Origin of the sequence: Agrobacterium tumefaciens (assembly GCF_017726655.1) — a bacterium.
Taxonomy (GTDB): domain Bacteria; phylum Pseudomonadota; class Alphaproteobacteria; order Rhizobiales; family Rhizobiaceae; genus Agrobacterium; species Agrobacterium tumefaciens_B.
Window position 1 is genome coordinate 808,692 of the sequence record NZ_CP072309.1, and the last position, 25,333, is coordinate 834,024.

A 25,333-nucleotide genomic window follows, 5' to 3' on the forward strand; every position below is an offset into this window, starting at 1 on the left:
TATGGATTTACAACTATCAAACAAGAAAGCACTCGTAACAGGTGCGACGGCCGGGATCGGTCTTGAAATCGCGCGTCGGCTTGCCGCAGAGGGTGCGGATGTCATCATATGCGGGCGCTCGCAAAAGAAGCTCGACGACGCGGTTTCCGAACTTGGGCAAGGCGTCAAAGCCGTCCTTGCTGATCCGGCAACAGCAGAAGGCGCGGCTGCCCTGACAGCCGCCGTCCCGGAGGTAGACATCCTCGTCAATAATCTCGGCATATACGAGTCCAAAGCCTTTGCCGACATCTCTGACAGTGATTGGCTGCGCTTCTTCGAGGTCAACGTTTTGAGCGGTGCGCGTCTCTCCCGGCACTACTTCCCTGGCATGTTGTCGCGTGACTGGGGCCGGGTAATCTTTATCGCCAGCGAGTCGGGGCTCATGGTCCCACCGGACATGATCCATTACGGTATGACCAAGACGGCACAGCTGGCGATCTCGAGGGGTATGGCGGGATTGACGAAGGGCACGCGCGTGACCGTAAACACGGTGCTTCCGGGCACGACCCGTTCGGAAGGAATTACGGATTTCCTTAAGAGCGTGGCCAGTGATCCAAACGCAAGCCCTGAAGCGATCGAAGCTGAATTCTTCGCTCGCGACCGCCCGACTTCGCTCATCCAACGGATGATTGAGCCGCAGGAAATTGCAAGCATGGTCGCCTATGTCGCCAGCCCTTTGGCCGCAGCGACCAACGGCGCTGCGTTACGAGCTGATGGCGGCATCACCCCGACCATCATCTAGTGTTTGAAGCTGTAACGAGTTAAGGACGATCGGGTGAAGTCTCGTCACCCGATCGATTAATTTTTGGGAGTTTTCCCAGTCAGCAAGGCACCGGTACTGGCTAAGATTATCGTCTCCACCAGAATGATCATCATGATCATATTCGTAAGGCCAAACACTAGCATCGCGAGAGTCTCCATTGAGGGGTCTTCAGTCAAACCGGCGGTCTTGACCATGCCGGTTGCAAGGGCCGTTGCGCCGAACGAGAACGACCAGTAGGAGATCGAAACCCCGTGCTTTGCGATCCAAGGGATCAAACGGAGAAGAATTGCGGCCTGAAGAAAGGCGTAGCCGAGCATGCCTTATAAAAGCGCATCTGGGACAGCACCTGTCGAGAGATAAGCGACGCTCCCGACAGCCGGAGGTGCCAGCTGCACGCCAAACGTTGGCCGCAGCTGATGAGAAAGCTCTGGTGCGTGCAGGAACCGGTGCAGAACGACAGAGTCGATTGCAAGCCAGGAAAAAAATCCCGCACCGAAGGCAAGCTTCGCGAACGCATCGAAGCCAAATGACCCCAAGGCGATCGCCGTGACGAATGATCCGGCAACAAGCGGGAGATAGAGCGCTGGAATAGATTGTTCGGGATCGCGTCCGCCCTGCCAAAGCTTCCCTGTTTTCCACAAGGCGAAGCCGAATGTCCCGAGCAGTCCGGGAATGAATATGGCGGTGGCCAGCACGGGCGAATACGGCAAGCCTCCCAAAGCAACAAGCATCGTAGCAACACCTGCCAGTCCAACGAAAAGTCCTTGTATCGGGTGATTTAGCTCGGCCCGCGCTTCTTCGTGTGCGAACAGCCATTTTACGGCAAAATTGATGCCGAGGAACAGCCAGATCACCCCCGCCAGGCCATTCAACACCTCACCTGGAATGGGCGTTAAGTCCCATACTTGCGAAGCGGCACGCCAGCTGCCGGCAAAGCCGGAAAGACCGATCACGATGCTGAAGAACGACGCCGGTATGCGCGTATGAACCCGCTCGACGGAGGCGGGCCAGTGTACGAAATGCGCGACCATTGTGATGGCTCCTTTTCAAGGTGAGGCTTCCTGCGCCGTTCTGTTCAGGGCGCAGGATGCCACCTGCTTCACTTGGCGATCTTGCGATCGAGGAAGCTCTGGATCAGCGGCGCCATTTCATCCAGCTTGTCTTCAAGCGCGAAGTGGCCCGTATCCAGAATGTGGAGCTCCGCTTCGGGAAGATCGCGCAAATAGGGATGAGCGCCTTCTTCGGGGAAGATTTTGTCGTTCTTGCCCCATACAATCAGCGTTGGCGGCTTGTGGTCACGGAAGAACTGCTGGAACTGCGGATAAAGCGGCACATTTGACCCATAGTCGTGGGAAAGATCGAGCTGGATGTCCTTATTCCCGGGCCGGTCGAGGAGCGCCTGATCGTGAACCCAATTGTCAGGACTGATGCGGGATAGATCCTTGACACCATCAGTGTATTGGAACTTGGTGTTCTCAGGCGCAAGGAGACTGGAAAGGGCGTCGCGCCGTATCCTCGGCCCAGTAGGCCTTAATCGGATCCCAAAATTCTCGAAGGCCCTCTTCATAGGCATTGCCGTTCTGGACGATCAGGCCGGTGACCCGATCCGGATGCTTGAGCGCCAACCGATAGCCGACCGGTGCACCATAATCCATCACGTACATCGAATATTTTGCCGCGCCGACCTTGGTCAGGAGCGTGTCGACGATATCGGCATAGTGGCCGAAGGAATATTCGAACTTGGTGTAATCGGGCGCATCGCTTTGGCCGAAGCCCGGATAGTCAGGCGCGATTACACGGTAGCGGTCTGCAAGAAGCGGGATCAGTTTCGGAACATGTGGGACGATGTCGGGAACCCGTGAAGCAGCACAACGACCGGACCGTCAGACGGACCGGCTTCGCGATAGAAAACGTTGACGCCGTCGATCTTCACGGTGCGGTAGTGGACCGTTGCGGGCGCCTGCTGAGTAATCTCAGGCGTTTCGGCGAATGCTTTAGTTGCGGAAGGTGACATAAATATCGAGGCCGAGGCAAGAAGCAGGATGGCAAGAGTGCGAGACATTGGGGTTCTCCTTAGAGGTGAGTTACTGCGGCTTGTTTCAATGCAGCCACTTTCTCTCTTTCATCGCTGGCGGAGAATGTTCGTAATGAGCAATGGATTGTTACGGTTGGTGATGTAAGTACTCCACCGCTTCTGTGTCTGCGGTACGCGCACAACGGGCTCAAAGTAGTACAACTTGCGCGACGCTAAAAAAGTTAGGCCAGGCTTCCAGGTCTGCGAGGACGAGCTCCGGGTTGCTCCATCTCGTCTGGGCCGAATTCTCACGGCTCTACAATTTGCTGCACCGCCGTTCGTTCGGCACGCGCTTCTTTTATTGTTTCCTCAAAGTTGTGAACGTTCGACATGTTGAAAGCTGCTTTCGAAACAGCGCTGCTTCGCCGCAGCTGTTGACAGATATAGTAGGCCGAAATCATTGGGAGGCCTGATTGGAACACCACGCACAACAGCTGAAAGAAGTTGTCCCGGCCTTTGGGGAGATCCCGCTGTTTCAGGCGGGTGATCGAGTTGCGATCTCAGATCGCTCCCCCGTCGGTCATTATAGGATGCCCACCTACCTACGCGGCAAGCAGGGCGTCGTCGAAAGCGTCATCGGCACGATGGCGGTCGACAATGAAGAAGAAGCTTACGGGCGAAACGCTGGCTCGAGGGGCCACTACTACCGGATTGCCATTCCTCTCACGGAAATTTGGGCTGACTACGTAGGGTCACCCAATGATGGTTTGAGGATTGAGATCTTCGAAAACTGGCTGGAGAGGATTTGAAATGTCTGACCACGATCAGGAACAAACACACGATCACAGCCATGATCACGACCATGACCATGACAATGACCACGATCATGACCACGCGCCCATCACATCAGACGAGATGCCGGGTTACTATGACATTATGGAAACGGCCGTCCGGGAGCTTCTTGTCGAACGAAAGTTTTTCGGAGCGGAAGAAATCCGGCGGCAGATTGAGGTGCTCGATTCCCGCACCCCGGCTTTAGGGGCTATGGTCGTCGCGAAGGCGTGGACAGACCCGGGGTTCAAGCAACGCCTCCTCGAAAATGGTCGGGCAGCCTGCGAGGAACTGGGCATCACGTTCTACGACGATACGCAATTGATCGTTCTTGAGAATACGCCAGCAGTTCATAACCTTATCGTTTGCACCCTGTGCTCGTGCTACCCTCGACCTGTTCTTGGCCTTCCACCGGACTGGTACAAGCTCAAGCCCTATCGCGCTCGGGCCGTCTACGAACCACGAGCAGTCCTACGTGAATTTGGGACCAATATCCCTGAAGACGTCGAAATCGTTGTCAGTGATTCTACAGCGGTGGTGCGATATCTGGTGCTGCCGATGCGTCCGACGGGTACCGAGCATCTTGACGAAGCTCAGCTCGCGGACCTGGTGACTCGCGATGCTATGATCGGCGTTATTCCTGTCACGTATAACAAGGAGGCTGCATGATGGGCTCAGAACAGCTTGTTAAGAAGCTGCCTAATGATATTGGGGGCGATCCGGCTGGGAAGATCGAAATGGTCGACCACCAGCTTCTGCCGTGGGAAAAGCGATGCCACGCACTCGCTGACGTCTTGGATTTTCACAAAATCATCAATACCGAGGAAAAGCGCCGCGGTGTGGAATCTTTGGGCGCTGAGATGATCGGAAAGCTATCCTACTACGAACGGTGGATTGTCGCGTTTAGCAACATCCTGTTTCAGAAAGGTATCCTGACCCCCGGTGATCTCGCGAACAAGATGAAGGAAGTTGAAGCACGGTACGTTTCGGCACACGCAACCGATGGATGACTCTCGATTCTTCGCTAAGGCGCCCTGCTTCTTTGAGTCAAATCCTGCTTTCCCTCTGTTACGGAGAGCTTTCGTTGAGGCCTTTGGTACCTTTTTATTGGTTTTGATCTTAGTGGGGTCCGGACTGGCGGTTTCCCGCCAAAGTCCAGTAATCCCGCTCGTCGCTAATTTAACGATAGCGATCTCTGTCGCTGGGGCGCTGGTCGGATTAATCGTCGCGTTCGGCAAAGTCTCTGGTGGCCACTTCAATCCGTTGATTACGATTGCTCAGTGGCTTTCTCGGGAAAGGAGCGCGACGTGCACGGCGGCATATGTGGTCGCTCAGTGTTTTGGAGGCGCACTCGGCGCGATAGTTGCGGGCTCGACGATCCTCGTCCCTCCAGATACTGGTCCGGCGGCTACGACAACGGCCTTCATGCTGAGTGAAGTAATTGCTTCGGCGGGATTGCTTTCCATAGTGCTTGGATGCGCAAAAAGTGCCAGGTGGGAAACTGGCCCCTTTGGGGTTGGCCTTTGGCTTGGGGCGGCAATTGTGGCGACACCATCCGGATCGTATGCCAATCCAGCTGTGACAATCGCAGTGGTCCTCGCTGAGGGACCCACTTCTCTGGCTACCTCCACAGCCTTACTCTACGTCGTCGGGCAATTGATCGGCTTGGTCATAGCGGTAGTGGTCAACCGAATCGCATTCGCCCCCGATTGAACATAACATTTCCACAACACAGCACTCGAAAGGACAAATGTAATGACGAACATGACTGCTTCCGGTCGTATCAATCAGGCGGCATTATTTTCCTCTCGTACGTGGTCGCTTGTCGGCGCCGCTATGCTGGGCCTCGTGCTCGTGGGAGGTGTCGGTTTCGCAGGAACGCCGTTCCTTCACGACGCGGCGCACGATGCACGTCATACGTTGAGTTTCCCCTGCCATTGAGGATGAGGCGCATGGCATTGTTACGTTCTTTGATTATGAGCGCACTGCTAGCCGGAGCGATTGTAGGTGCAGTTGCTTCGCTGATGCACCTTACTGCAACGGTGCCCGTAGTCTTAATGGCCGAGAAATTCGAAAACGGGACGTCATCAGGCCACCATCACGAAGTGGCCGCCGCCCAATCGCACGCCCATGAGCCAGCTGCCGGGGGATCCTTGTTCTCGGAGCGGAACCTCCTTACCATCGGTGCGATGGTCCTTGCCTATGTTGGTTTCGCGTTGCTTCTTGGCGTCTGTGCCGAAATGGTAGGTGGGTTGAATAACTGGCGAGACGGCATCAAGTGGGGTGCAGCAGGCTTTGCAACCTTCACTCTGTTTCCTGCCATCGGGCTTCCCCCAGAACTGCCCGGAATGCCGGCAGCCGATCTTCTCATGCGACAGCTCTGGTGGATCGGTACTGCGACATGTGTTGCTGCATCGATCTCCGCGGTAGCTCGCCTGCGTGGGGTCTTCAGGATTGCTGTTCCCATTGCTTTGATTGCGCTGCCTTTTGCAATTGGGGCACCGCACGCTGTGGATACTCACACGAGCGTACCGGCTGCGCTGCATACGCGCTTCGTGCTGGTCACGACGATTGTGAGCTTGATCTCCTGGCAGCTGCTAGGCGGATTGCTCGGCTGGCTTCGGTCACGAAGTGCTGTGGTCTGAGGAAGAGAGCTGCTTGGTTCCAGTGTCGCGCGCGCCACTCGCGATGTCGACCCAAGGATAACGCACAGCGTCGGAAAATGACAAAGAGAGATGGTCGACGAACGCCCTTACTGCCGCGCTCATTCCCGTCCTGTTAGGAAAGAGAGCCGAGACTGTCGTATCAGCTGCGTTCCAACCGCGCATTAGTGCCACCAAGCTACCGTTTTCTAGCTCTTTGCGACAAGCATACGCTGGAAGCGCGGCGATACCCAAGGCTTGAACTGCCATATGGCGAATGGTGTCAATGCATGCTCCGAGAAACCGAGGATTGAGATCCAGCTGTTGGATTTTCCCTGATCCGGAATTGGTCATACACCACCTGGGTTGAGAGCTCTGCGTGCCGAAATACAATGTCTCGTAATGTTCGATTTCTGACGGCGACTCTGGCTCTCCTTTGCAGGCAAGATAGCTCGGGGCCGCTAGCAGTATCCATGGAACTTTAGCTAGCGGTCGCTGTATCAAACGGGAGTCTGGCAGCGGTCCAGTATGAGTTCGGATCGCCACATCGTAGTTCTCTGAAATTATATCCACGAGATGGTCCACCGGATACTGCACCAGGCTGACCGTTGGATATCTCGTTAGAAATGAATGGACCATTTCTGGCATTGCGCATTGCGCTAGTGACGTGGATGTCGTGTACCGCACGACGCCTAAAGGTTCCGCTACTCTGCACTTCATAGCGGCCTCTGCCTCGTTCGCACGCTCAACGGTCGCAGCAGCGTGACGGTAAAATTCCAGCCCTGCCTCGGTCAGAGAAAAATGTCGCGATGATCGGCGAAGCAGAACCAGAGACAGCCTCTCTTCCAACTGCTTTATTCTGGTGCTTAGCGTCGAAGTAGGAAGGCCAAGAACCCGACCTGCTCCCGTAAAACTCCCGTGCTCCACGATTGTCGCGAAATATCGAAAGTCATTCATGTCTAGCATTCGGCCCTGGTACCTCTTCCAAAAGACGATTTTCAAAGGCGGCTGCCGAACCAGCCGATGCACCGTCCAGTTGCTTATTGGAAGGATGCCCCCGTCAGCTGCTTTCGTGTCGCCTGCCCTTTGATCGATTCAAAGCTCTAGCGTGCATGAAGAACCGAGGCAGGTCTTGGAGGAAATCTGCGTGTTTTATCGTATTTTGCCATGCCTTGATGGAGCGACGTACTCGGCCGAGCAGTATTACCTAGGTGTCGCATCTGCACGGGCCACCGCGCGTAGATGGTGGCTTTGGACACCTGGACGCTTGCTAAGGTCAAGGGGTCGCGTCGTTTACATTACCGGATACTACTCAGCCAAAGCATCGGCGACACGCCGCATTTCGACTTGAACACGCGCGAAAGATGACCTTGATCTGCAAATCTGCACTCTAGAGCGACCTGAGCCAGCGGCATGCCCCTTTTCAGCATTTCCTGTGCCTTGCTTATACGGAAATCCAGGAGCCACTGATACGGCGTAGCGCCAGTCGCGCGCTTGAAAGCTCGGATAAAATAACTGACGGATAAGCCACAAGCGGCTGCAAGCTCTTCCACGCCGTAGTCTCCCTGTTCATCCGACACCAACAGCTCTAGAGCAGTCTTGAGTTGCCGTGTTGTCAGGCCCCCTTTACGCGCAGAAAGAGTTAGGCCAGCATAACGGCTAGATACGTGGGTCTTGAGTGCTTCCAAGAGATGGTCTGTCAGAAGCTTTTTGTGCGGGATCTCGTCGGATAAACATGGCAGAAAGGTCTTGATGAGACCGTCCAGAATTGGATCCCGCGGCGCGTCCAACAGTGTGGTGAGTGCGAACGGCACCTTTCCCTGTTCCAGAGCAAACTCGCGGAGACACGTGTTTGACAGACTAAAGTGCACCGTCTCAAAACTAGACTGAGGCGTAACCGGTGTTTCGGTCCCACATTGTCCTTCGCGGCCTGATCTGTGATCGACATTCCATGGATCATGAACGGGAGTTTCTCCATGGAGACCTCATTGGAGTTTCTCACAACCAGGAAGCCTGGACGTGAGGTTCACCGACATTGGCCCGATGAAGTCAAGGCGAAGATCGTTTCGGAAAGCTTGAGGCCCGGCATGACGGTCAATGAAGTTGCGCAACGCTATGGAGTGCGAGCGAACAGCCTTTCCACCTGGCGGACGATGGCGCGGCAGGGCAAGCTGATCCTGCCCGCACCGGAGGATGCGGTAGAGTTCGCGGCGGTGATCGTCGATCCGCCGGTTTCGGAACTGCCGCCTAAAATGCTCAGTCGCCCCGAGATCGTCCTCGGTCCCGTCACCATCCGTCTTGAGGAAGGTGCGCCTGCTGCCCGGATCGTTGCCATCGCTCGCGCCTTGGCGGCGGCGACATGATCTTTCCGTCAAACCGGGTTCGAATCATGGTGGCCACCAAACCCGTGGATTTCCGCAAAGGTCATGACGGCTTGGCAGCGCTGGTGAAGAATGAGCTGCACAGGGACCCGTTCACTGGAACGGTCTTTGTGTTTAGGTCTCGTAAGGCAGATCGACTGAAGCTGATCTACTGGGATGGCTCCGGTATCGTGCTGGCTTACAAGCGGCTGGAAGAGCACGCCTTTACCTGGCCCGGCATCAAGGATGGACTGATGACGCTCACCCACGCCCAGTTCGAAGCCCTGTTTGGGGGACTTGATTGGCGGCGGGTTCATGCCGTCAGGACGAGAACGCCGGAGACCATCGAATAGCTGCGGCAAGATGACTCAGGACAACAGATTCCGAAGGCAAATCGGCACAGAATTTGGTAGGTTCCCGGCCATGCTGAACGCCGCCGATCTTCCCGATGATGTTGCTGCCCTGAAGGCGATGCTGATCGCAGCCCAGGCACGCGAGACGGCAAAGGACGTCGCGATAGCAAGTAAGGACGAGCATATCGCTCGCAAGGACGAGCGGATCGAACGGCTTGAGAAGCTGGTGGCCGCCTTCAAACAGGCAGCCTTCGGGCGCAAATCCGAGAAGACCGATCCCGACCAGTTCGATCTGGCATTGGAGGACCTGGAAACGGCGATGGCTGCGATCCATGCCGAGGACGAGGCGGACACTCCTGCTGGAACCAGGACGACCAAGCCACGCACGACCAATCGTGGCTCTCTTCCAAAACATCTTCCGCGCGTCGAAGAGGTGATCGAGCCGGAAAGCCTGGTGTGCGCCTGCGGCGGCTGCCTGCATTGCATCGGCGAGGATGTCTCCGAACGCCTCGATCTCGTACCGGCGCAATTCCGAGTCTTGGTCACCCGCCGTCCCAAATATGCCTGCCGTTCCTGCACCGACGGCGTCGTTCAGGCTCCTGCTCCAGCGCGATTAATCCAGGCTGGATTGCCAACGGAGGCGACGGTCGCCCATGTGCTGGTCTCTAAATATGCTGATCACCTTCCGCTGTATCGGCAGGCCCAGATCATGGGCCGCCAGGGTGTCGATCTCGACCGCTCCACACTTGCCGACTGGGTCGGGCGAGCAGCCTATGAGCTGCGTCCCGTCTTCGATGCGCTGATCGCCGACCTGAAGCGCTCGACCAAGCTGTTCATGGACGAGACCCGTGCTCCGGTTCTCGATCCAGGCTCTCGCAAAACCAAGACCGGATACTTCTGGGCGTTGGCACGGGATGATCGACCGTGGAACGGCAGTGCTCCGCCAGGGGTCGCCTTCACCTACGCGCCTGGTCGCGGAGGCATTCATGCCGAACGGATATTGCGGGGCTTCTCCGGCGTCCTGCAGGTCGATGGTTATGCCGGATACAACAGGCTGATCGGTCCAGACCGGATTGGCCCAGACATTCGGCTTGCCTATTGCTGGGCGCACGCTCGTCGCAAGCTGGTCGAGATCACCCGTAACGGAATAGCACCGATTGCCGAGGACGGCGCCAAACGGATCGGCGAGCTGTACCGGATCGAAGCCGAATTGCGCGGCCTTGATCCGCAGGCTCGTCTTGCTGGGCGGCAGGAACGGTCTGCACCGCTCGTCGCCGACATGCAGGTTTGGCTCACGCATAACAGAGCCCGTGTCGCTGCAAAATCCCCGCTCGGAGAAGCCTTGGCCTACATCGCCAAATACTGGGATGGCCTCCAACTCTTCCTGACAGACGGTCGCATCGAGATCGATAGCAACACCGTCGAGCGGACCATTCGTCCGATTGCACTGAACCGGAAAAACGCGCTCTTTGCGGGTCACGATGCCGGAGCAGAGAACTGGGCCACCATCGCTTCGCTCATCGAGACCTGTAAGCTCAATGCCGTCGATCCGTTGGCCTACGTGACCAGCACACTCGCCGCCATCGTAAATGGCCATAAGCAGAACCGGATCGATGAACTGCTACCTTGGAATTATTCCGGGCGAACAAACGGTTGAAGTCCGCTTCGGCCCAAGGCGGTCAGTGAGGTTGCTCAACTTTGTGAATCCTCTAATTTCTTAATTGATTATGGAGAAGACTGATATGACATGGCTTATCCACTCTTTCTCGGGAATTGGGCCCATAAAATTCGGCATGACTCCAGAGGATGTCGCCACACATATCGGAGCACCAGACCGGTCAAGACGAGGCCTTCGGTCTGATACGTTCAGTGAACATCGCGGTACCAAAGCGCCAATCGTGCGTTATCGAGGAAATCGCGTTCGCGAGATCGAAGCCTTCTACGACATTGGGGTAGTTATGTTTCGAGGAATATCTATTTTCGAAACGAACGGATTAAAGGTACTCCGCGCATTGGAGCAGCTAAATGGGGGAGCTGCGATTTCTGCTGGGATCATACTGTTCGACAAGCTCGGCTTAACGGCGGGTCGCCTGGATGAAGGTCCGCCCACAGGGCATTCGGTAACCGCCTTTACGTCCGGCACCTGGGACGGCAAGACCGCCGACTTCAAGAGCATCAGCTTCAATGACCGCTAATGGCGCATTCTCGCCTTCAATGTTGCAGCGGGAATCTTCGGAATTGTCCATCGCGCTTGGTAAATGTGCGAGGAAGACACCGCTTACACTGAGGCCTGCAGGACCAGCTTTCCGAGGTGTCAATGACGGTAACGCTTCCTGCGGGGTGGCTTCCTTCATGGAAAAGCCGACCTGAGCGCCAGATGGTGTGCTTTTGGTAGTCCGTCTGCTGGACAACCATGATAAACCCATCGGTCCTCGGGACCTCCATTGTTTCGGGTCCCGAACCTTGAATTCGTCCGACAGTGTGTACGACTTCAATGCCGTTTGATTGAAGACTGTTTGCCCTCATGTTCCATCCCTAATGCTGCCTGCTCGAATGGGCATGTCGCGCCGACGGCACCCATTCACGAATTGCCAGTGTACAATCGCTACGAGACACGGACCGCAGCGAATTCCTGGACCAACAGGTCAACGAGTACCCGAACCTTCCTTGCCGGGTTTTGCCCAGGAGGCCGAACGATATAAATTCCAACAGGAGGAAGCGCATAGTCGGTCATGATTGGAACAAGCGCTCCTCTCGCGACGAACGGCTCAGCGACGATCTCGCCCATCGCGACGATGCCTATTCCCGCGACTGCAGCCTCGACAAGAACATGTGCGCTATCGGCTTTGAAGCGGCCCTGGGGATGAACCGTGACGGACGTGTCGCCGCTGGTAAACGTCCATGCGTCCGTCCCAGGGGTGATCGCGTTGTGTTTGAGGACGTCCGCAGGGGTACCCGGGGCGCCATGCTGATTGATATAATCCGGGCTGGCGTATAACCCGACGGCGAGCGACCCGATCTTACGTGCCACCAGGTTTGAATCGGGCAGGTAACCGACGCGGATGCCGCAATCGAAACCCTCCGCGACGAGATCAACATAGCGATCGTTGAACCGAATATGGACGTGAAGTGCCGGATGGCGCCGGCCAAGCTCTGCGAGTGACGGCGCTAGCTGAGCGGCGAAAGATGCTGGGGCTGCTATTCGCAACAAGCCTTGCAGTTCGCCTTCGGGCGACATTTCTTCGCGCGCGGCTTCTATCGTCGAACAGACATCCGCTGCCCTGTCACGGAACAACGCTCCAGCTTCCGTCAACGCGGCGCCGCGTGTTGTTCGTGCGAGCAACTGCACACCCAGCTCGTCCTCAAGACGTAGCACACGCCGACTGACGATTGACTTCGCAAGTCCCAGACGTCGCGCTGCGGAGTTGACGCCCCCTGCGTCGGCAACCTCCACAAAAGTTCGCAAGTCCTCTATTTCCATTCGCTTCTCCTGTCCCTATAACGGGGACAGTGATAGCATTTCCGTGGACTGTTGTGCCAGTACCGGCGACAGTAATTTTGGTTCTGAGGGCAGCGCAAATTGGGCGAGGTTTTTCCTTGAGCACCTCATCGCGCGCAACGAAGAACCAGACTGGATACACCCCTGCGATGGCGGGATGTCAGATGTAGTCAGACAGCAAACAGGGAGATCATTCGCTCGTCTTCTAACCGTATCGTCGAGCGATAGGACTGAGGCTGGCCAGGAGAAGCATTATTTCAGGAGATATGAATGAACATCCAGACAAGAGAAGTCGGTTCCGAGGTTTTGGTCCCGACCCTGGAGGACCTGCGCGCCAGGTTCAGCCCCTACCTTTCTGAAATGGAGATAATCCGTGCGCTTCCGGCTGGCGCGATCGAAGAGCTTCGAAAGATCGGAGTGTTTCGAATGTTCACTCCCAACCGATTCGGCGGCCTTGAACTGGCGTTCCCCACAGCCCTCGAACTGGTCAGGCGCATTGCGATGATCGACGGATCGATCGGGTGGATCGCTGCTATCAACAGTGGTGCAGCCATCATACTTCCCCGTTTGCCGTTGTCAGCCCTCGAAGAGGTTTACAAGAACGGACCGGATCAGGTCGTTGCAGGCTCTGCTCAAGCGAAGGGCGTCGGGATGAGAGTTGCCGGTGGCTGGCGCGTCACCGGACGGTGGCCTCTGGCAAGTGGCTGCAAAGCCGCGAACTGGATGATCGCGGGCTTCAAGGACGGCGACGCCGACCCCGACGACAAGAGTGCCGGTACAAAACAGATGCTGCTTCCAGCCCGGCAGTTCACCGTGGAAGATACCTGGAAAGTCATGGGGCTGCGAGGCACCGGGAGCCACCATATTTCGATTGAGGATGCATTCGTATCCGACGACTTCGTTCTTACTCTCGGCCCCGGGAAGCCTTGCGTCGATGTCCCGCTTTACCGACACCCCGCACATCTGATCGCGCTGGGACACGGATCGGTGCATCTCGGCATCGCCCGTGCGGCTATCGCAGATCTTGTGGATTTGCAGCGAGAAAAGCCTGCGGACACTGCTGGAAAGCGCGAGTTTATCCAGTTCGAGCTTGGAAAAGCCCATGGCAAGCTCAGAGCGGCGCAAGCTGCCTTTGATCTTCAGGTGCGGTCGAATTGGGCGGATGCATGCGACGACGTACCAATGAATCCCGTGACCCTTGGCGACACGATCCAGATACTTGTTCATATCGCGGCAGAGACGCTCTCGATCGTCCGGAGCTGCTTTGAACTGGGAGGCAGCGCAGCAGTTTACGAAGATAGTCCACTGCAACGGCGGCTGCGTGATATTCAGGTCGCAACCCAGCATAGCCTCATTCACAAAACGAACTGGATGGCGGGCGGCAAAGTGCTGCTGAGCGGCGAAGGCGGGGCGTTGCTAAATGCGCTCCTACCAGGGCTGGGAGAGGGTAACCGGTGAAAACTGTCGCGTGACCAAGAAGCCGGCTCATCACACATTGGTATCGTCTTCGTAACCCGCGGTCTTGGGGCTTGAAGATTTCCGTCGGCGTTTATCGTCGTTTGCCCAGCTGTCCCTCTACCCGCGACAGCGAGGAGCACTTTTGCTGGCTACTGTGCCGGCCCTCGCGACGGTATTTTTGGTTTTTATCAGCGCTGGCTAAAGCGCCGAAATTACCAAAAAAGGCGCACCCTGTGGAAACGAAGAAGATCAAACCCGACCGCAAGAGCGGCAGCTGGCAGCAAGGATGCACGGTTGAGACCACCTATCCAGGCTTGACGCTCGGTTGCAATGACAGTGGCCTCGCGTCAATCGGAAAGATTGAGCGAACCTACGCCCTACCAGGTTTCGTCGCCTCGATGCATCCTCACCGGGACGACGAGATTTTTAGCTACTTGCGCTCCGGCACTGTTCTTCATCTCGACAGTATGGGGCACGAAGAGAAAATCTCTCCATCGCGGTTGCGGCTGATGAATGCTGGCATCGCTTTACAACACGAGGAGCGCGTCCTGGGGAGAGACCCGGTCGAGGCGTTCCATATCGTCCTCAGACCCGAGAGTGCTGGGCTTGAGCCGATGGTCCAGTTTCATGAGGTCAGGACGGTTCAGCCAAAGCCGTGGAGGCTTCTAGCGGCTCAAGCGGACGCACCGTTGGTTTTGCGGGTCAGAGCCTGGCTTCATGACGCGCATCTTGACGGCGGTACCTATTTTCTTCCTGCGCATACGAACGGCAATGGCAACATTGCGCGCATCCTCGTCATTATGGATGGCGAGGTCCGGATCGAAGGTAAAACCTTTCGAAAAGGCGACATCATCACGCTGAGTGACAAAGCCAAGTCACTCATAGCTTCGACCCCAGCCGATGTTTTGCTCGTCGCGACCGATACGGCCGAGCCGTTTTTTACCGATGGTCTGTCCAGCGGGAACACGATTTCAACACGACCGCGACGGTCTGTCCCGTTTTCGGGGACATCGCGTAGCAGGTTCGGTGGCTAGTGAAGAGACCATTCCGCAGGCATCGTCTTAACACGGATGCGGAACCATCCAGATCAACCAACGGAGAATGAACATGTCTGACACTCGCTATCTTCCTCTCGCCGGCCGCCTCCTCATCGGTCTTCCCTTCCTGTTCTTCGGTCTTGCCAAGGCCGCCACGTTTGCCAAGACCGTCGCGCTGGTCGAAATGGTCGGCATTCCTCTTCCCCTTCTTGGCGCGATCGGTGCGATCATGTTGGAAATTGGCGGCGGACTGCTGCTGATCACCGGCTTCAAGGTCCGCCCGGTCGCCGTCCTGCTCGCCATCTTCACGATGGTCACCGCGTACTACTTCCACAGCAATCTTGCCGACGAAAACACGATGGTCCACTTCTTCAAGAACGTCATGATGACTGGTGGCCTGCTGCAGGTCGTGGCTTTCGGAGCAGGCGCGCTCAGCCTCGACGCCTATTTCGCCAAGCGCGGTGTCATACCGGCCACAGTCGCCTACGTGAACTAGTCCTTTCCATCGCCCGCCCATTCAAAGAGCCGGACATGCGCAAGCGATGTCCGGCTCTTTCTAATTCAGGACCACCATTAGGTGTTCCTGCATGAGCGACAGCGAGTGCCTATTTAGCTAGCTAGTGTCATCCACCGCGATACGGCATCTTCTCTCTGCAGAACATATTTGACGCCACACTGGCTCTGATCAACAAAGGAACATACCATGTCACTTACTTCCAGCACCAAGCCGAAGATTGCCCTGATCATCGGCTCGACGCGCGCGGCTCGATTTGCTGACGTGCCCGCACAGTGGATGCTCAAGCAGGCCCAAGCGCGCACCGATCTCGATGTCGAGCTTGTCGACCTGCGCGATTTTAATCTGCCATTCTTCGATGAAGTCGCATCCAGCGCGTGGGTTCCGAGCCAGAGCCCCGAAGCCGTACGCTGGCAGGAAACGCTCGCTCGTTTCGATGGCTTCATCTTCGTCGTCGCCGAATACAATCACTCCTTGACTGGAGCGCTCAAGAACGCGCTCGACTACGCCTACAAGGAATGGAACCACAAGCCTTTCACCGCGATCGGTTATGGCGGCGTTGGCGCTGCACGCGCGATCGAGCACCTGCGCCTCATCGGCATCGAAATGCACATGGTATCCACGCATGCGACCGTCCATATCGGCGGCAGTGATTTCTTCACCGTCTTCCCGGCCGTCGGCAACCAGCCAATCGAGACGATCGAACAGAACCTCATTCCGTCGGCAACCGCAGCACTGGACGAGCTTGTCTGGTGGGCGAAGGCAACGATGGCCGCTCGCGCCGCGACAACGGCCTAACCCTCAAATCCTCACAAAATGTGACGGGGTAGCCGACATCGGCTCCCCCGAAGGAGAAACCTCATGTCTGTTCTCGACATTACCCGGCCTACCCAAACCACAACGGCCGATGAAGTAGTAATCGACCGCCCCGTCGTTTACCGCACCCATGGGCGTGGCCACGGAGAGATCTTCCGCTTGATCAGTCCAAGCGATCTCGGCCAGCAGCTCAAGCCGTTCGTGTTCCTGGACAGCTTTGGCGGCGTCATGGACGAATTTGCCGCGGGCGGCAAGATGCACCCTCATTCCGGTATCGGTACAGTTACTGTGTTCACCCGAGGCGACGTCCATTTCGACGACCCGGAAGCAGGTCAAGGCTACATCGGTTACGGCGGCGTTGAATGGATGCGCGCCGGCGGCGGTGTCTGGCACGGCAAGGAGCTTTCTTCCGGTAAATCCGAGCGGATCCATGGCTTCCAGCTTTGGCTGGCTCTGCCTGCGGAGCTGGAGCTTTCTGAAGTCGAGAGCCAGTATTTCGAGGCGTCGGCCATGCCAGAGGTTGGCCCCGCTTACGTTATCGTCGGCAGCTACGGTGGGGTCACGAGCCCGGTCAATTCTCCCAAGGGGGTAAACTACCTCCTTGTCTCCGTCGCACCGGGCCAGCGCTGGGATTACGTCCCGCCGAGCGGCCACACGGTCGGCTGGCTCGCGGTTTCGAAGGGAAGCCTTGTTGGCTCCGCCGAGGCTTCGAACGGCGAGTTGCTTATTTTCTCCGATAACGACACAGCGATTGCGCTCGAAGGTGGTCCAGACGGGGCGACCTTTGTTCTCGGATCGGCAATCCCGCACCCACACGATCTGCACCTCGGCTACTACTCTGTTCACGCAACGGCTGAGGGCCTGGTTGCTGGCGAGAGCAACATCCATGTTCTGAAAGAAAAAATGCTCGCCCTTGGCGACAGACAGCGCGCCTCCGGATCGACCCCGGTCTATCGCGGCTGATTTCCAATCAAGCTGTAATTGTCCTTTCCCACCGATGCCAGGGACTCAATCTCTGGCGTGACCCTTTTTGACTTTATTCAGGAGACTTCAAATGCCTTCCATCGGTATCATTGGCACTGGCATGATTGGCGGAGCCATTGCCTTGCGCCTTGGCGCTAAAGGTATTGCGGCGACAGTTGCCAACAGCCGCGGCCCCGAAACACTCAAAGATCTCGTCGCCAAGGCTGGTCCTTCGATCACGGCGGGAACCAGCCAAGAAGCAGCGTCCAAGGACATCGTCTTTCTGTCGGTCAACTGGCCGAAGCTGCAAGGCGTACTTGCCGGCCTGCCCAATTGGAATAACCGCATCCTTATCGACACGAACAATCCGATGCAGCGACCGCCCCTTCCCCCGATCGACGTTGCCGGCCGGGCGTCAAGCGCAATCATCCAGGAATGGGCGCCGGGTGCGCGTGTCGTGAAGGCCTTCAACCACCACTACTTCATGAACCTTGAGAAGGCACCGGATGCCGATGGCGGCCGACGCGTCCTGTTTTATGCCGGCGATGACGAGGCCGCAAAGGCAGAGGTTGCGAAACTGATCGATCAACTCGGCTTCTTCGGGCTCGACCTCGGCGACATCGAGCATGGCAGCCGGCTGTTCCAATCGCCTGGCGGCCCACTGATTGCTCATGATTTCGTGAAGATCGATAGCCCTTTGCCCTGAATGAAATCGAGAGTGGGACCGGCTTCGGTTCCGCTCTCCAATTGCATCAGCCGCGTCCAAGGACAATCAATAGGAACTCAGATGACCAATATCTATTCGCCCTTCACGCTGGGCAAAATTCAGCTCAAGAATCGCTTCGTCATGGCGCCAATGACGCGTGCGCGGGCCAATGCCGACGGAACACCCGGTGAGCTCGCAGCAGAATATTACGGTCAGCGAGCAGGCGTCGGACTGACCGTTACCGAGGGGACGCAGCCATCGGACGACGGTCAAGGATATCCTTTGACGCCAGGCATCTACACGGACGCGCATGTTGCTGGATGGAGATCGGTTAACGAGGCCATCCATGCGCGCGGCGGCCACGTATTCTACCAGCTCATGCACGCTGGTCGCATGTCGCATCCCGACAATACGCCGCATCACCGTCAGGGTGTTGCCCCCTCCGCAATCGCACCGGGAGAGCAGATCTATACGCTTGGAGGAATGAAGGACATTCCGACGCCCCGTGCGCTCACGACGGAGGAAGTCAAGGCAACCGTCAAAGATTATGCTCATGCAGCAAAGCAGGCGATTGCGTCTGGTGCCGATGGTGTCGAGATCCACGGCATTGCCTATCTAATCCACCAGTTCCTGGCGATCAGCGCGAACCAGCGCACCGATGAATATGGCGGATCGATCGAGAATCGTGCGCGCTTTGCGATCGAGGTCGCAAAGGCGATCGTCGCTGAAATTGGCGCAGATCGCACTGGGATTCGGCTTTCTCCGGGCTTTGCCGGATTTGGTCTTGATGTCGGGGAAAAAGGTCCTGACCTGTTTCGCTATCTGGTCGCCGAACTCAATAAGCTCGGCCTCGCGTATATACACATCGTCCATTATGGCGACGATGACATTCTTCATGATTTCCGCAAAATCTGGGACCAGGCGCTGATTCTCAACCGCCCGGGCCGGCCACGCGAAGACATCGGCAAGGACATCGCATCCGGGCTCGCTGATCTTGAATCCTACGGCGCGATGGTGCTGGCCAATCCCGACTTCATCGAGCGTATATCGACTGGTGCGCCCCTCAACAGGGCCGATCATAGCGTCTATTTCGGCGAGGGTCCCGAAGGGCCGGCGTCGGGATATACGGACTTCCCTGCCCTGCCGGATAGCGGAATGGCCAAGTCAGACAGGTTCCAGGCGATGGTACGATTAAAGATTCACGAAGGGAAACTGGAGGAATTTAAGCGTATCGCTGCGGAGAGCATCAGACTGGCGCGCGAAAAAGACACGGGAACGATCCGCTACGACATCTTCCTCGACGACAACGAGACCGAAGCAGTCGTCTACGAAGAGTTCGTGAACCCGGCCGCGAGACTGGAGCATCTGGCAAACCTCGGCGAAAATGTCACTGGCATGTTGGCGATCGTCGACATGCAGGCGGAGGTCTGGTCTCATTCTGATCCGCAGCTGCGTGCTTCTACCGAAGGGTATGACGTTCGGTTCTACAAGCCATTCTTGCGCTTTCAAGCGTAAGGCATGGTCAATGCGAGCGATGGGCGCCGGCGCGCCCGTCGCAGTATCAACGGGCTTGACGCCCATTCACGAAATCGCCCCATGAGTATCCTTGCAGACCCACTCATCCAATTCGGCATTCTGGTCCTTCTTCGTGTACTGGCCGCGATCATTTTCCCAGGCGCAAGATTACTTCGCCTTCTGCTGAACGTGCTCTTCTTCACGGGTCTGACCACGCTTCTGCTTTACCACGGCATAGCGCCTTACCTTCGCGACGACGACCCATCGAGCTTTGCCGCGCGCATCGCAAACGGAGCGCTCAAAACGATCTGGTGGGTCGGTGGTGCGATGGTTCTTGCGAGTTGCGTGCGGCTGTTCCTGACATTTGAACGCAAGCCTCGTGAGGGCAGGCTGCTTCAGGATCTCGTCATAGCGCTGATTTATGTTGTTGCCGCACTTTGCATAGTTGCTTACGTTTTCAACCTACCCGTGGGCACCGTCATCGCTACCTCAGGTGTTTTTGCGATTGTTCTTGGCCTCGCCCTGCAAAGCACGCTGAACGATGTTTTCTCAGGGATCGCCCTTAATCTTGGTCGGCCCATTTCGGTCAGTGACTGGATTATATTGGACGAAAACGTGCAGGGACGAGTGATCGAGACCAACTGGCGCTCAACGCACCTGTTGAGCGGGACCAATGATTTGGTTGTCGTACCAAACAGCGTCCTGGCAAAGAGCCGTATCACCAATGTCAGCGGACCAGACGCCGTGCACGGGGCGTCTTTGCGGATAAGATTGCAGCCGACACGTCACCCCGGGATCATCCTTGACGCAATGGACCGGGTTTTGCTGAGTAGTAACGCCATATTGAAAAAGCCAGTGCCAACTGCGGCCATTGTCAGCGTCGATCGGGAAGCCGTTGAGATCGAGCTATCCTTTCGGGTTGAAAATAGTGGGATGGTAACGGCCGCCAAGAATGAATTGTTCGATTTGTCGGTTCGACATGCTGAGGCAGCGGGTCTGCAATTGGCGGCAAGTGCCGGTTCATTACAGGTCAGCATCGAGCAGCTCGACGCCGCCAAAGTTCTAAAGAAACCTGCGACACCGATGCGGTTGATGAACAGCATCCCGCTCTTCTCAGGCCTAACCGAAGAAGAGAAAGAGGAGCTTGCCGCAAACATGAACAGGCTGACATTCCGCAAGGGCGAAATTATCTCGCGGTGGGATACGGCATTGACGTCCTTGATGATCGTCCGCAGCGGGGTCGTTGCAATCGAGGAACGCGATGACAAAGAGACGTTGGAATTGTCGCGCCTTGCTCCGGGAGATTTCTTCGGAGAACGTGGCGTGCTTCTGGGCGCGCTGGAATTCGGGGATTATCGGGCGCTGACGGCTGCCGTCATCTACGAAGTCCCCAAAGATAAGTTAGCGCAGATCATGCGCGAACGACCTGCAATTGCCGAAGAACTCGCTCTTCTTCTGGACAATCGAACGAGAGCTGAAGAGGCGCTCCATCGTGATGACCATCCGCACGGAAGTGCCCATCAATTGGCGCTTTCAAAGCGGATCAGACAACTTTTCATGGTTTAGGGTGATTTCATGCTCGGTGCGGCCTGGACGGGTATAGCGCGATAAAATCCTAACGCTTATTGACTTATTGCTACGTATCAATAACCTATTGTTACGTAGCAATTTGGATATCTCCGTGAGCGAACGACGAATTACGCAGAAGGAAGTTGCAGAAAGAGCCGGCGTTGCACAGGCCACAGTGTCGCTCGTCCTGAATGGCGGACGCGACAGGGTAAGCCCCGATACGGCCGAGCGTATCGAGGCCGCAATCTCCGAGCTTGGCTATCAACCAAATCGCTTCGCGCAGGCGCTGCGCACCAAGCGCGCCTATGTGATTGCCTGCGTCGTTCCCGACCTTGCCAACCCGTTCTATCCTTCGCTGGTCGTTGCCGTGCAGAAGGTCGCACGCGCCGCCGGCTACGAGGTCGTGACGATCGATACCGAGGGCGAGCTCGCGAACGAGCGCCAGGTCATCCTCACCGCGCAGCAGGGTCGCTTCGACGGCGTTGTCGGCGTTTTCTTCAAGACCAGCGCGCGGGATTTGGCTCCTCTCGGCATGAGCGGCGTTCCGATCGTGCGCATCGAGGTCAGCCGCAAGACGGGCGGACCGCTGCCGATCGACAACCTCTTCATCGACAATGTCGCAGCCGCCCGGGCGTTGACGCTTCATCTTCTGGAACTCGACCACCGCTCTATCGCCATGATCGCCGCGCCCGGCGGGCCGCAGCAGGTGCGCCTGCAGGGTTATCTCGAGGCGATGGCAACAATGGGCGCGGAGCCGATCGTGCTTGAGGCCGCTCATTTCACGCTGGAGGCGGGCCGCGAAGTCGCAGAAAGGCTAATCGAAAGCGGCCGCTCGGTGAGCGCCATCATCGCTGCCAACGATCTGATGGCGATAGGCGTCATGCAGGGGCTGGCAGCCAACGGCATATCGGTTCCCGGCGACGTTTCGGTCGCCGGTTTTGACGACATACTCGCCGCGGCTCTGGTCACGCCGGCGCTGACGACGGTGGCGCAATTCCAGGACCGGCTCGGCGCCCGCGCCGCAGAAAAGCTTATCGAGCGTCTGGCAAACGAGGCCTCGGCCCCGGGCCAGGCGGAGGAAATGGCTTACGAACTTATCGTCAGAGCTTCGGTCGCCCCGTTTTCGGCGCGGCCGGACCAAACGCATCCAGTAAGGGAGGAAATATCATGACCAGGCTGAAGCGCCTAGCCGCCACCGCATTGATCGCCAGTACCGCACAGATGGCCGCCGCACAGGAGAAAGTCTCCTGGTGGTACGAGCAGGCGACGCCCGACCAGCAGAAGCTGATCCAACAGAATATCGTCGAGCCCTTCGCCAAGGCGAACCCGGATTACAGCCTCGTCATCGATTACCGTGGCAACGAGCTCGACAAGCAGCTGCGCGTCGCGATGCTCTCCGGCAACGGTCCCGACGTCGTCTATACCGCTGGCCCGAGCTATGTCGCGCCGATGGCCCAGTCCGGCCAGCTGATGCCGCTCAACGACTATGCCGCCAAGTACAAGTGGGAAGAACGCATCCTGCCGGTGTTCCTGAAAATGGGCGAGTATAACGGCAAGATCTACGCGCTGCCCAAGACCTACGAAACCGTCGGCCTGTTTTACAACAAGACGCTGTTTGCCCAGAAGAATTGGCAGCCGCCGAAGACGCTGGACGAGCTGGAAACCGTAGCCGATGCCATGCTGAAGGACGGCATCACGCCGTTTGCGGCCGGCAATGCCGACTGGCGCGGCGCAAACGAGTGGTTCGTGACGCTAGCGCTCAACTCCGTCGCTGGCCCCGAGAACCTCAACAAGGCGCTCCGCGGCGAGATGCCCTGGACGGCTGAACCCTTCGTCAAGTCGATCGACCGCCTGAACTCCTGGTGGCAGAAGGGCTATTTCGGGAAGAACTACTTCTCGGTGACGAGCAGCGAGCAGGCCGCCGATGCCATGGCATCCGGCAAAGCCGGCATGATGCCGACGGGCACCTGGCAGTTCCAGAACGTCGACACCTACGGCAAGAAGGCTGGCAGCGAGGCAGGCTTCATCGGCTTCCCGAGCGCTTCGGGCGCCCCGGTCTTCCCGCTCGGCATCGGCTCGACCTTCTCAATCGCCACCAAGGCCAAAAACCCTGATGGCGCAGCAGCCGCGATCAACTACGTTTTCTCGCCCGAAGTCTACGGCACGATGAACTCGGCCTGGCAGGGTGAGTGGAACATCCCGCTGAAGGACATCTCCAACGTCAAGATGGCAAGCGAGGTCACGCCGCTCTTCACCGAGACGATGAAGACCCTCTCCTCCGAGGTCAACGACGGCAAGTACGGCTACACGACCTGGACCTTTCTGCCGCCGGCGACCGACAGCTATGTCATCAACGGCATCGAGGAAGTGTGGTTGAATAAGACAACCACTGCCGACTTCCTCGCCAAGATGGACGCATCCTTCCAGAAGGAAATGAAGGCCGGAAAGGCGCCTGCCGTCCCGGCCCGCTGATCGCAACGACAATGAGGGTGCGGTTCGCGCGCCCTCACCTCCCTGCTCGCGCCGGCTGGCGCCAGGCGCCCCGATTGCCTGCGAAAGGTAGATAATGCACCGACTTTATGTCTTGCCGACATTGATCATCAATGTCGTCATCATCGCCATTCCGGCGCTGCTGACGGTGGCTCTCGCCTTCTTTGAGTGGGACGGGATCAGTACGCCAATTTTCGTCGGGCTCGACAATTTTCGTGCCCTTTGGGACGACAGCGTCTTCTGGACGGCACTGACCAACAACATCATCTGGACGCTGATCTTCCTGACGGTGCCGATCGGAATGGGGCTGCTTGCGGCAACTATGATGCTTGTCGTGCGCCGCGGCTCGAACTTCTTCCAGGTCATCTATTTTCTGCCCGTCATCATCGCGACGGCGATCACCGGCCGCGTCTGGCAGGGCATGATCTATTCGCCGGTCACCGGCGTCACCGGCCTCTTACAGCGCCTCGGCCTCGATATCGCCAACCCGCTCACGGAGACGTCGAGCGCGCTCTACGGCATCGCCGTCGTCGACCTCTGGCACTGGTGGGGCTTCCTCTGCGTCATCTTCTTTGCCGCGCTGCGCCAGGTCCCGGCCGAGCAGATCGAGGCATCGCGCATCGAGGGCGCCACCTTCTTCCAGACGATCCGCTACGTGCTGCTGCCGGGCATCATGCCGACGATAACGCTGATGATGATCATGACCGTCATCTGGTCGTTCCTGGTCTTCGACTTCGTCTACATCCTGACTCAGGGCGGCCCGGCCTATTCTTCCGAGGTGCTCTCCACCTTCGCCTATCGCTCGGCCTTCTACGACCTCGCCGTCGGCAAGGCGGCAGCGATCTCCGTAGTCATCAGCCTCTTCGGCCTCGCCGCCACGATCTTCTATATCCGCGCCCAAGCGACGGAGTTCGAACAATGAACATTTCCGAAAGCCGCCTCACCTTCGCGATCGTATACATCACGCTCTCGGTGCTGTTGATCATCACGCTGTTTCCGATTGCGCTGAGCGTCCTCAACGCGCTGAAACCATCCGCGGAGATCGTCCAGAACCCGCTGGCAATGCCTTCGGTGATCCGCTGGGACAATTTCACCCGCGCCTGGACGGACGCCAATTTTGGCACGACGCTCGTCAACTCCGCCGTCCTGACTGGGCTGACGATCATTCTCGTCTGCTCGACGGGCTCGCTGACGGCCTATGTCCTGGCGCGCCAGAAGATCAAGCGCTGGAAGGTCCTGACCTTCTATCTGCTGGCAAGCACCACCGCGCCGATCCAGCTCTTCCTCTTTCCGCTCTATTTCGGCTTTGCCCGTTTCGGGCTGATCAACAACCCGATCGCCGTCGCCTTCATCTATACGGCCGTCTATTCGCCCTTCGCGATCATGCTGCTGCGCACCTATTTCCTCGCGGTTCCCAAGGAACTCGAGGAAGCGGCGCTGATCGACGGCGCGACCCATTGGCAGGTCTTCCGCCGCGTCTTCCTGCCGATCGTTTCTCCCGGCATCCTGACAGTGGCGCTGATCATCGGCCTCTATTCGTGGAACGAGTTCCTGATCGCAACGACCTTCCTGCAGGAGCAGGACAGGCTCACCGCCGTCGTCTCCTTCTTCCTGCTCTCCGGCCAATACTCGTCCGACTGGGGTGAGATCATGGCCGCCGCCCTCATCATCATTCTTCCCATCGTAATCCTCTTCGTCCTGCTGCAGCGCCACTTCATCGAAGGAATGGCCGGCGGCTCGGTGAAGGGCTGACAAGGAGTTTCG

Annotated in this window: 28 protein-coding genes and 2 pseudogenes; 24 read left to right on the forward strand and 6 right to left on the reverse strand. The window is 57.5% G+C overall.

Features of this window, described 5'->3' with window-relative positions; all coding sequences use genetic code 11:
* The first annotated feature begins 1 nt into the window (after position 1).
* Positions 2–781, forward strand: a complete 780-nt coding sequence (locus tag AT6N2_RS17875) for an SDR family NAD(P)-dependent oxidoreductase (protein ID WP_209090516.1) — start codon at positions 2–4, stop codon at positions 779–781.
* Positions 782–837: 56 nt separating this feature from the next.
* Here AT6N2_RS17875 and AT6N2_RS24230 read toward each other — a convergent pair whose 3' ends face one another.
* From AT6N2_RS24230 to AT6N2_RS17885, 3 genes and pseudogenes are all read right to left on the reverse strand, one after another.
* Positions 838–1,119, reverse strand: a complete 282-nt coding sequence (locus tag AT6N2_RS24230) for a potassium-tellurite ethidium and proflavin transporter (RefSeq protein ID WP_233282529.1) — start codon at positions 1,117–1,119, stop codon at positions 838–840.
* Positions 1,120–1,122: 3 nt separating this feature from the next.
* On the reverse strand, positions 1,123–1,833 hold the full coding sequence (locus AT6N2_RS17880; protein WP_233282530.1) for a hypothetical protein: 711 nt from the start codon (positions 1,831–1,833) through the stop codon (positions 1,123–1,125).
* A gap of 68 nt (positions 1,834–1,901) precedes the next feature.
* Positions 1,902–2,864, reverse strand: a pseudogene (locus AT6N2_RS17885) (alpha/beta fold hydrolase).
* 425 nt (positions 2,865–3,289) lie between these two features.
* Between AT6N2_RS17885 and AT6N2_RS17890 the strand changes: the two are divergent.
* From AT6N2_RS17890 to AT6N2_RS17915, 6 genes are read left to right on the forward strand one after another with little or no spacing between them, the layout of a single operon-like run.
* Positions 3,290–3,625, forward strand: coding sequence for an SH3-like domain-containing protein (locus tag AT6N2_RS17890; protein ID WP_112153343.1), 336 nt, complete (start codon positions 3,290–3,292; stop codon positions 3,623–3,625).
* A 1-nt stretch (position 3,626) separates the two neighbouring features.
* Positions 3,627–4,316, forward strand: coding sequence for a nitrile hydratase subunit alpha (locus AT6N2_RS17895; protein WP_209090517.1), 690 nt, complete (start codon positions 3,627–3,629; stop codon positions 4,314–4,316).
* Positions 4,313–4,657 (forward strand): SH3-like domain-containing protein, encoded by a 345-nt coding sequence (locus AT6N2_RS17900; protein ID WP_209090518.1) that lies wholly within the window; start codon positions 4,313–4,315, stop codon positions 4,655–4,657. Before AT6N2_RS17895 ends, AT6N2_RS17900 begins: the two co-directional genes overlap by 4 nt.
* The gene (locus AT6N2_RS17905; RefSeq protein WP_209091890.1) at positions 4,650–5,360 is read left to right on the forward strand and encodes an aquaporin; all 711 of its coding nucleotides are present in this window, start codon (positions 4,650–4,652) and stop codon (positions 5,358–5,360) included. Before AT6N2_RS17900 ends, AT6N2_RS17905 begins: the two co-directional genes overlap by 8 nt.
* A 42-nt stretch (positions 5,361–5,402) precedes the next feature.
* Positions 5,403–5,588: a CbtB domain-containing protein gene (locus tag AT6N2_RS17910; protein ID WP_209090520.1), complete on the forward strand. Its 186-nt coding sequence runs from the start codon at positions 5,403–5,405 to the stop codon at positions 5,586–5,588.
* Positions 5,589–5,599: 11 nt separating this feature from the next.
* The gene (locus AT6N2_RS17915; protein ID WP_209090522.1) at positions 5,600–6,292 is read left to right on the forward strand and encodes a CbtA family protein; all 693 of its coding nucleotides are present in this window, start codon (positions 5,600–5,602) and stop codon (positions 6,290–6,292) included.
* Here AT6N2_RS17915 and AT6N2_RS24435 read toward each other — a convergent pair.
* On the reverse strand, positions 6,272–7,255 hold the full coding sequence (locus AT6N2_RS24435) for a LysR substrate-binding domain-containing protein (RefSeq protein WP_425292748.1): 984 nt from the start codon (positions 7,253–7,255) through the stop codon (positions 6,272–6,274). The two genes, AT6N2_RS17915 and AT6N2_RS24435, sit on opposite strands and share 21 nt — an antisense overlap.
* Positions 7,256–7,587: 332 nt before the next feature.
* Positions 7,588–8,103 carry a helix-turn-helix transcriptional regulator gene (locus tag AT6N2_RS17925; protein WP_209090525.1) on the reverse strand — a complete coding sequence of 172 codons (516 nt, stop codon included), beginning with the start codon at positions 8,101–8,103 and terminating at the stop codon, positions 7,588–7,590.
* A 162-nt stretch (positions 8,104–8,265) separates the two neighbouring features.
* Here AT6N2_RS17925 and tnpA point away from each other — a divergent pair, with 162 nt between their 5' ends.
* The 4 genes from tnpA to AT6N2_RS17945 all read left to right on the forward strand — a co-directional run bounded on the left by tnpA (position 8,266) and on the right by AT6N2_RS17945 (position 11,197).
* Positions 8,266–8,652 (forward strand): IS66-like element accessory protein TnpA, encoded by a 387-nt coding sequence (tnpA, locus tag AT6N2_RS17930; RefSeq protein WP_209090526.1) that lies wholly within the window; start codon positions 8,266–8,268, stop codon positions 8,650–8,652.
* Positions 8,649–9,002, forward strand: coding sequence for an IS66 family insertion sequence element accessory protein TnpB (gene tnpB, locus AT6N2_RS17935; protein WP_209090527.1), 354 nt, complete (start codon positions 8,649–8,651; stop codon positions 9,000–9,002). The genes tnpA and tnpB overlap by 4 nt, the downstream gene beginning before the upstream one ends.
* Positions 9,003–9,072: 70 nt before the next feature.
* Positions 9,073–10,659: an IS66 family transposase gene (gene tnpC, locus AT6N2_RS17940; protein WP_209090528.1), complete on the forward strand. Its 1,587-nt coding sequence runs from the start codon at positions 9,073–9,075 to the stop codon at positions 10,657–10,659.
* 85 nt (positions 10,660–10,744) lie between these two features.
* Positions 10,745–11,197, forward strand: coding sequence for a hypothetical protein (locus AT6N2_RS17945; protein WP_209090529.1), 453 nt, complete (start codon positions 10,745–10,747; stop codon positions 11,195–11,197).
* A gap of 410 nt (positions 11,198–11,607) precedes the next feature.
* On the opposite strand, the gene AT6N2_RS17950 is transcribed toward AT6N2_RS17945, so the two are convergent.
* Positions 11,608–12,483 (reverse strand): LysR family transcriptional regulator, encoded by an 876-nt coding sequence (locus AT6N2_RS17950; RefSeq protein ID WP_209090530.1) that lies wholly within the window; start codon positions 12,481–12,483, stop codon positions 11,608–11,610.
* 288 nt (positions 12,484–12,771) lie between these two features.
* On the opposite strand from AT6N2_RS17950, the gene AT6N2_RS17955 reads away from it, so the two are divergent.
* The 13 genes and pseudogenes from AT6N2_RS17955 (at position 12,772) to AT6N2_RS18010 (ending at position 25,321) form a co-directional block, all read left to right on the forward strand.
* On the forward strand, positions 12,772–13,959 hold the full coding sequence (locus tag AT6N2_RS17955; RefSeq protein ID WP_209090532.1) for a hypothetical protein: 1,188 nt from the start codon (positions 12,772–12,774) through the stop codon (positions 13,957–13,959).
* A gap of 71 nt (positions 13,960–14,030) precedes the next feature.
* Positions 14,031–14,993, forward strand: a complete 963-nt coding sequence (locus AT6N2_RS17960) for a pirin family protein (RefSeq protein WP_209090533.1) — start codon at positions 14,031–14,033, stop codon at positions 14,991–14,993.
* 73 nt (positions 14,994–15,066) lie between these two features.
* The gene (locus AT6N2_RS17965; RefSeq protein ID WP_209090534.1) at positions 15,067–15,492 is read left to right on the forward strand and encodes a DoxX family protein; all 426 of its coding nucleotides are present in this window, start codon (positions 15,067–15,069) and stop codon (positions 15,490–15,492) included.
* 207 nt (positions 15,493–15,699) lie between these two features.
* Positions 15,700–16,308 (forward strand): NADPH-dependent FMN reductase, encoded by a 609-nt coding sequence (locus AT6N2_RS17970; RefSeq protein ID WP_209090535.1) that lies wholly within the window; start codon positions 15,700–15,702, stop codon positions 16,306–16,308.
* A gap of 63 nt (positions 16,309–16,371) precedes the next feature.
* Complete coding sequence (locus tag AT6N2_RS17975; protein WP_209090536.1) at positions 16,372–17,289, forward strand: pirin family protein; 918 nt, start codon at positions 16,372–16,374, stop codon at positions 17,287–17,289.
* Positions 17,290–17,380: 91 nt separating this feature from the next.
* Positions 17,381–17,995, forward strand: coding sequence for an NADPH-dependent F420 reductase (locus AT6N2_RS17980; RefSeq protein WP_209090537.1), 615 nt, complete (start codon positions 17,381–17,383; stop codon positions 17,993–17,995).
* Between the two features lie 81 nt (positions 17,996–18,076).
* Positions 18,077–19,040: pseudogene (locus AT6N2_RS17985) on the forward strand (alkene reductase); the annotation flags it as partial.
* Positions 19,041–19,177: 137 nt separating this feature from the next.
* Entirely contained in the window at positions 19,178–19,510 is a 333-nt protein-coding gene (locus AT6N2_RS24235; protein ID WP_233282593.1) for a putative quinol monooxygenase, read from the forward strand.
* Between the two features lie 81 nt (positions 19,511–19,591).
* Positions 19,592–21,076, forward strand: a complete 1,485-nt coding sequence (locus AT6N2_RS17990; protein ID WP_209090541.1) for a mechanosensitive ion channel family protein — start codon at positions 19,592–19,594, stop codon at positions 21,074–21,076.
* A gap of 115 nt (positions 21,077–21,191) precedes the next feature.
* Entirely contained in the window at positions 21,192–22,250 is a 1,059-nt protein-coding gene (locus AT6N2_RS17995; protein WP_209090543.1) for a LacI family DNA-binding transcriptional regulator, read from the forward strand.
* The gene (locus AT6N2_RS18000; protein WP_209090545.1) at positions 22,247–23,551 is read left to right on the forward strand and encodes an ABC transporter substrate-binding protein; all 1,305 of its coding nucleotides are present in this window, start codon (positions 22,247–22,249) and stop codon (positions 23,549–23,551) included. Before AT6N2_RS17995 ends, AT6N2_RS18000 begins: the two co-directional genes overlap by 4 nt.
* Before the next feature lie 94 nt (positions 23,552–23,645).
* Positions 23,646–24,491: a carbohydrate ABC transporter permease gene (locus AT6N2_RS18005; RefSeq protein ID WP_209090547.1), complete on the forward strand. Its 846-nt coding sequence runs from the start codon at positions 23,646–23,648 to the stop codon at positions 24,489–24,491.
* A complete protein-coding gene (locus AT6N2_RS18010) occupies positions 24,488–25,321 on the forward strand; it encodes a carbohydrate ABC transporter permease (protein WP_209090549.1) in 834 nt (277 codons plus the stop codon). Before AT6N2_RS18005 ends, AT6N2_RS18010 begins: the two co-directional genes overlap by 4 nt.
* The last annotated feature ends 12 nt before the right edge of the window (positions 25,322–25,333 follow it).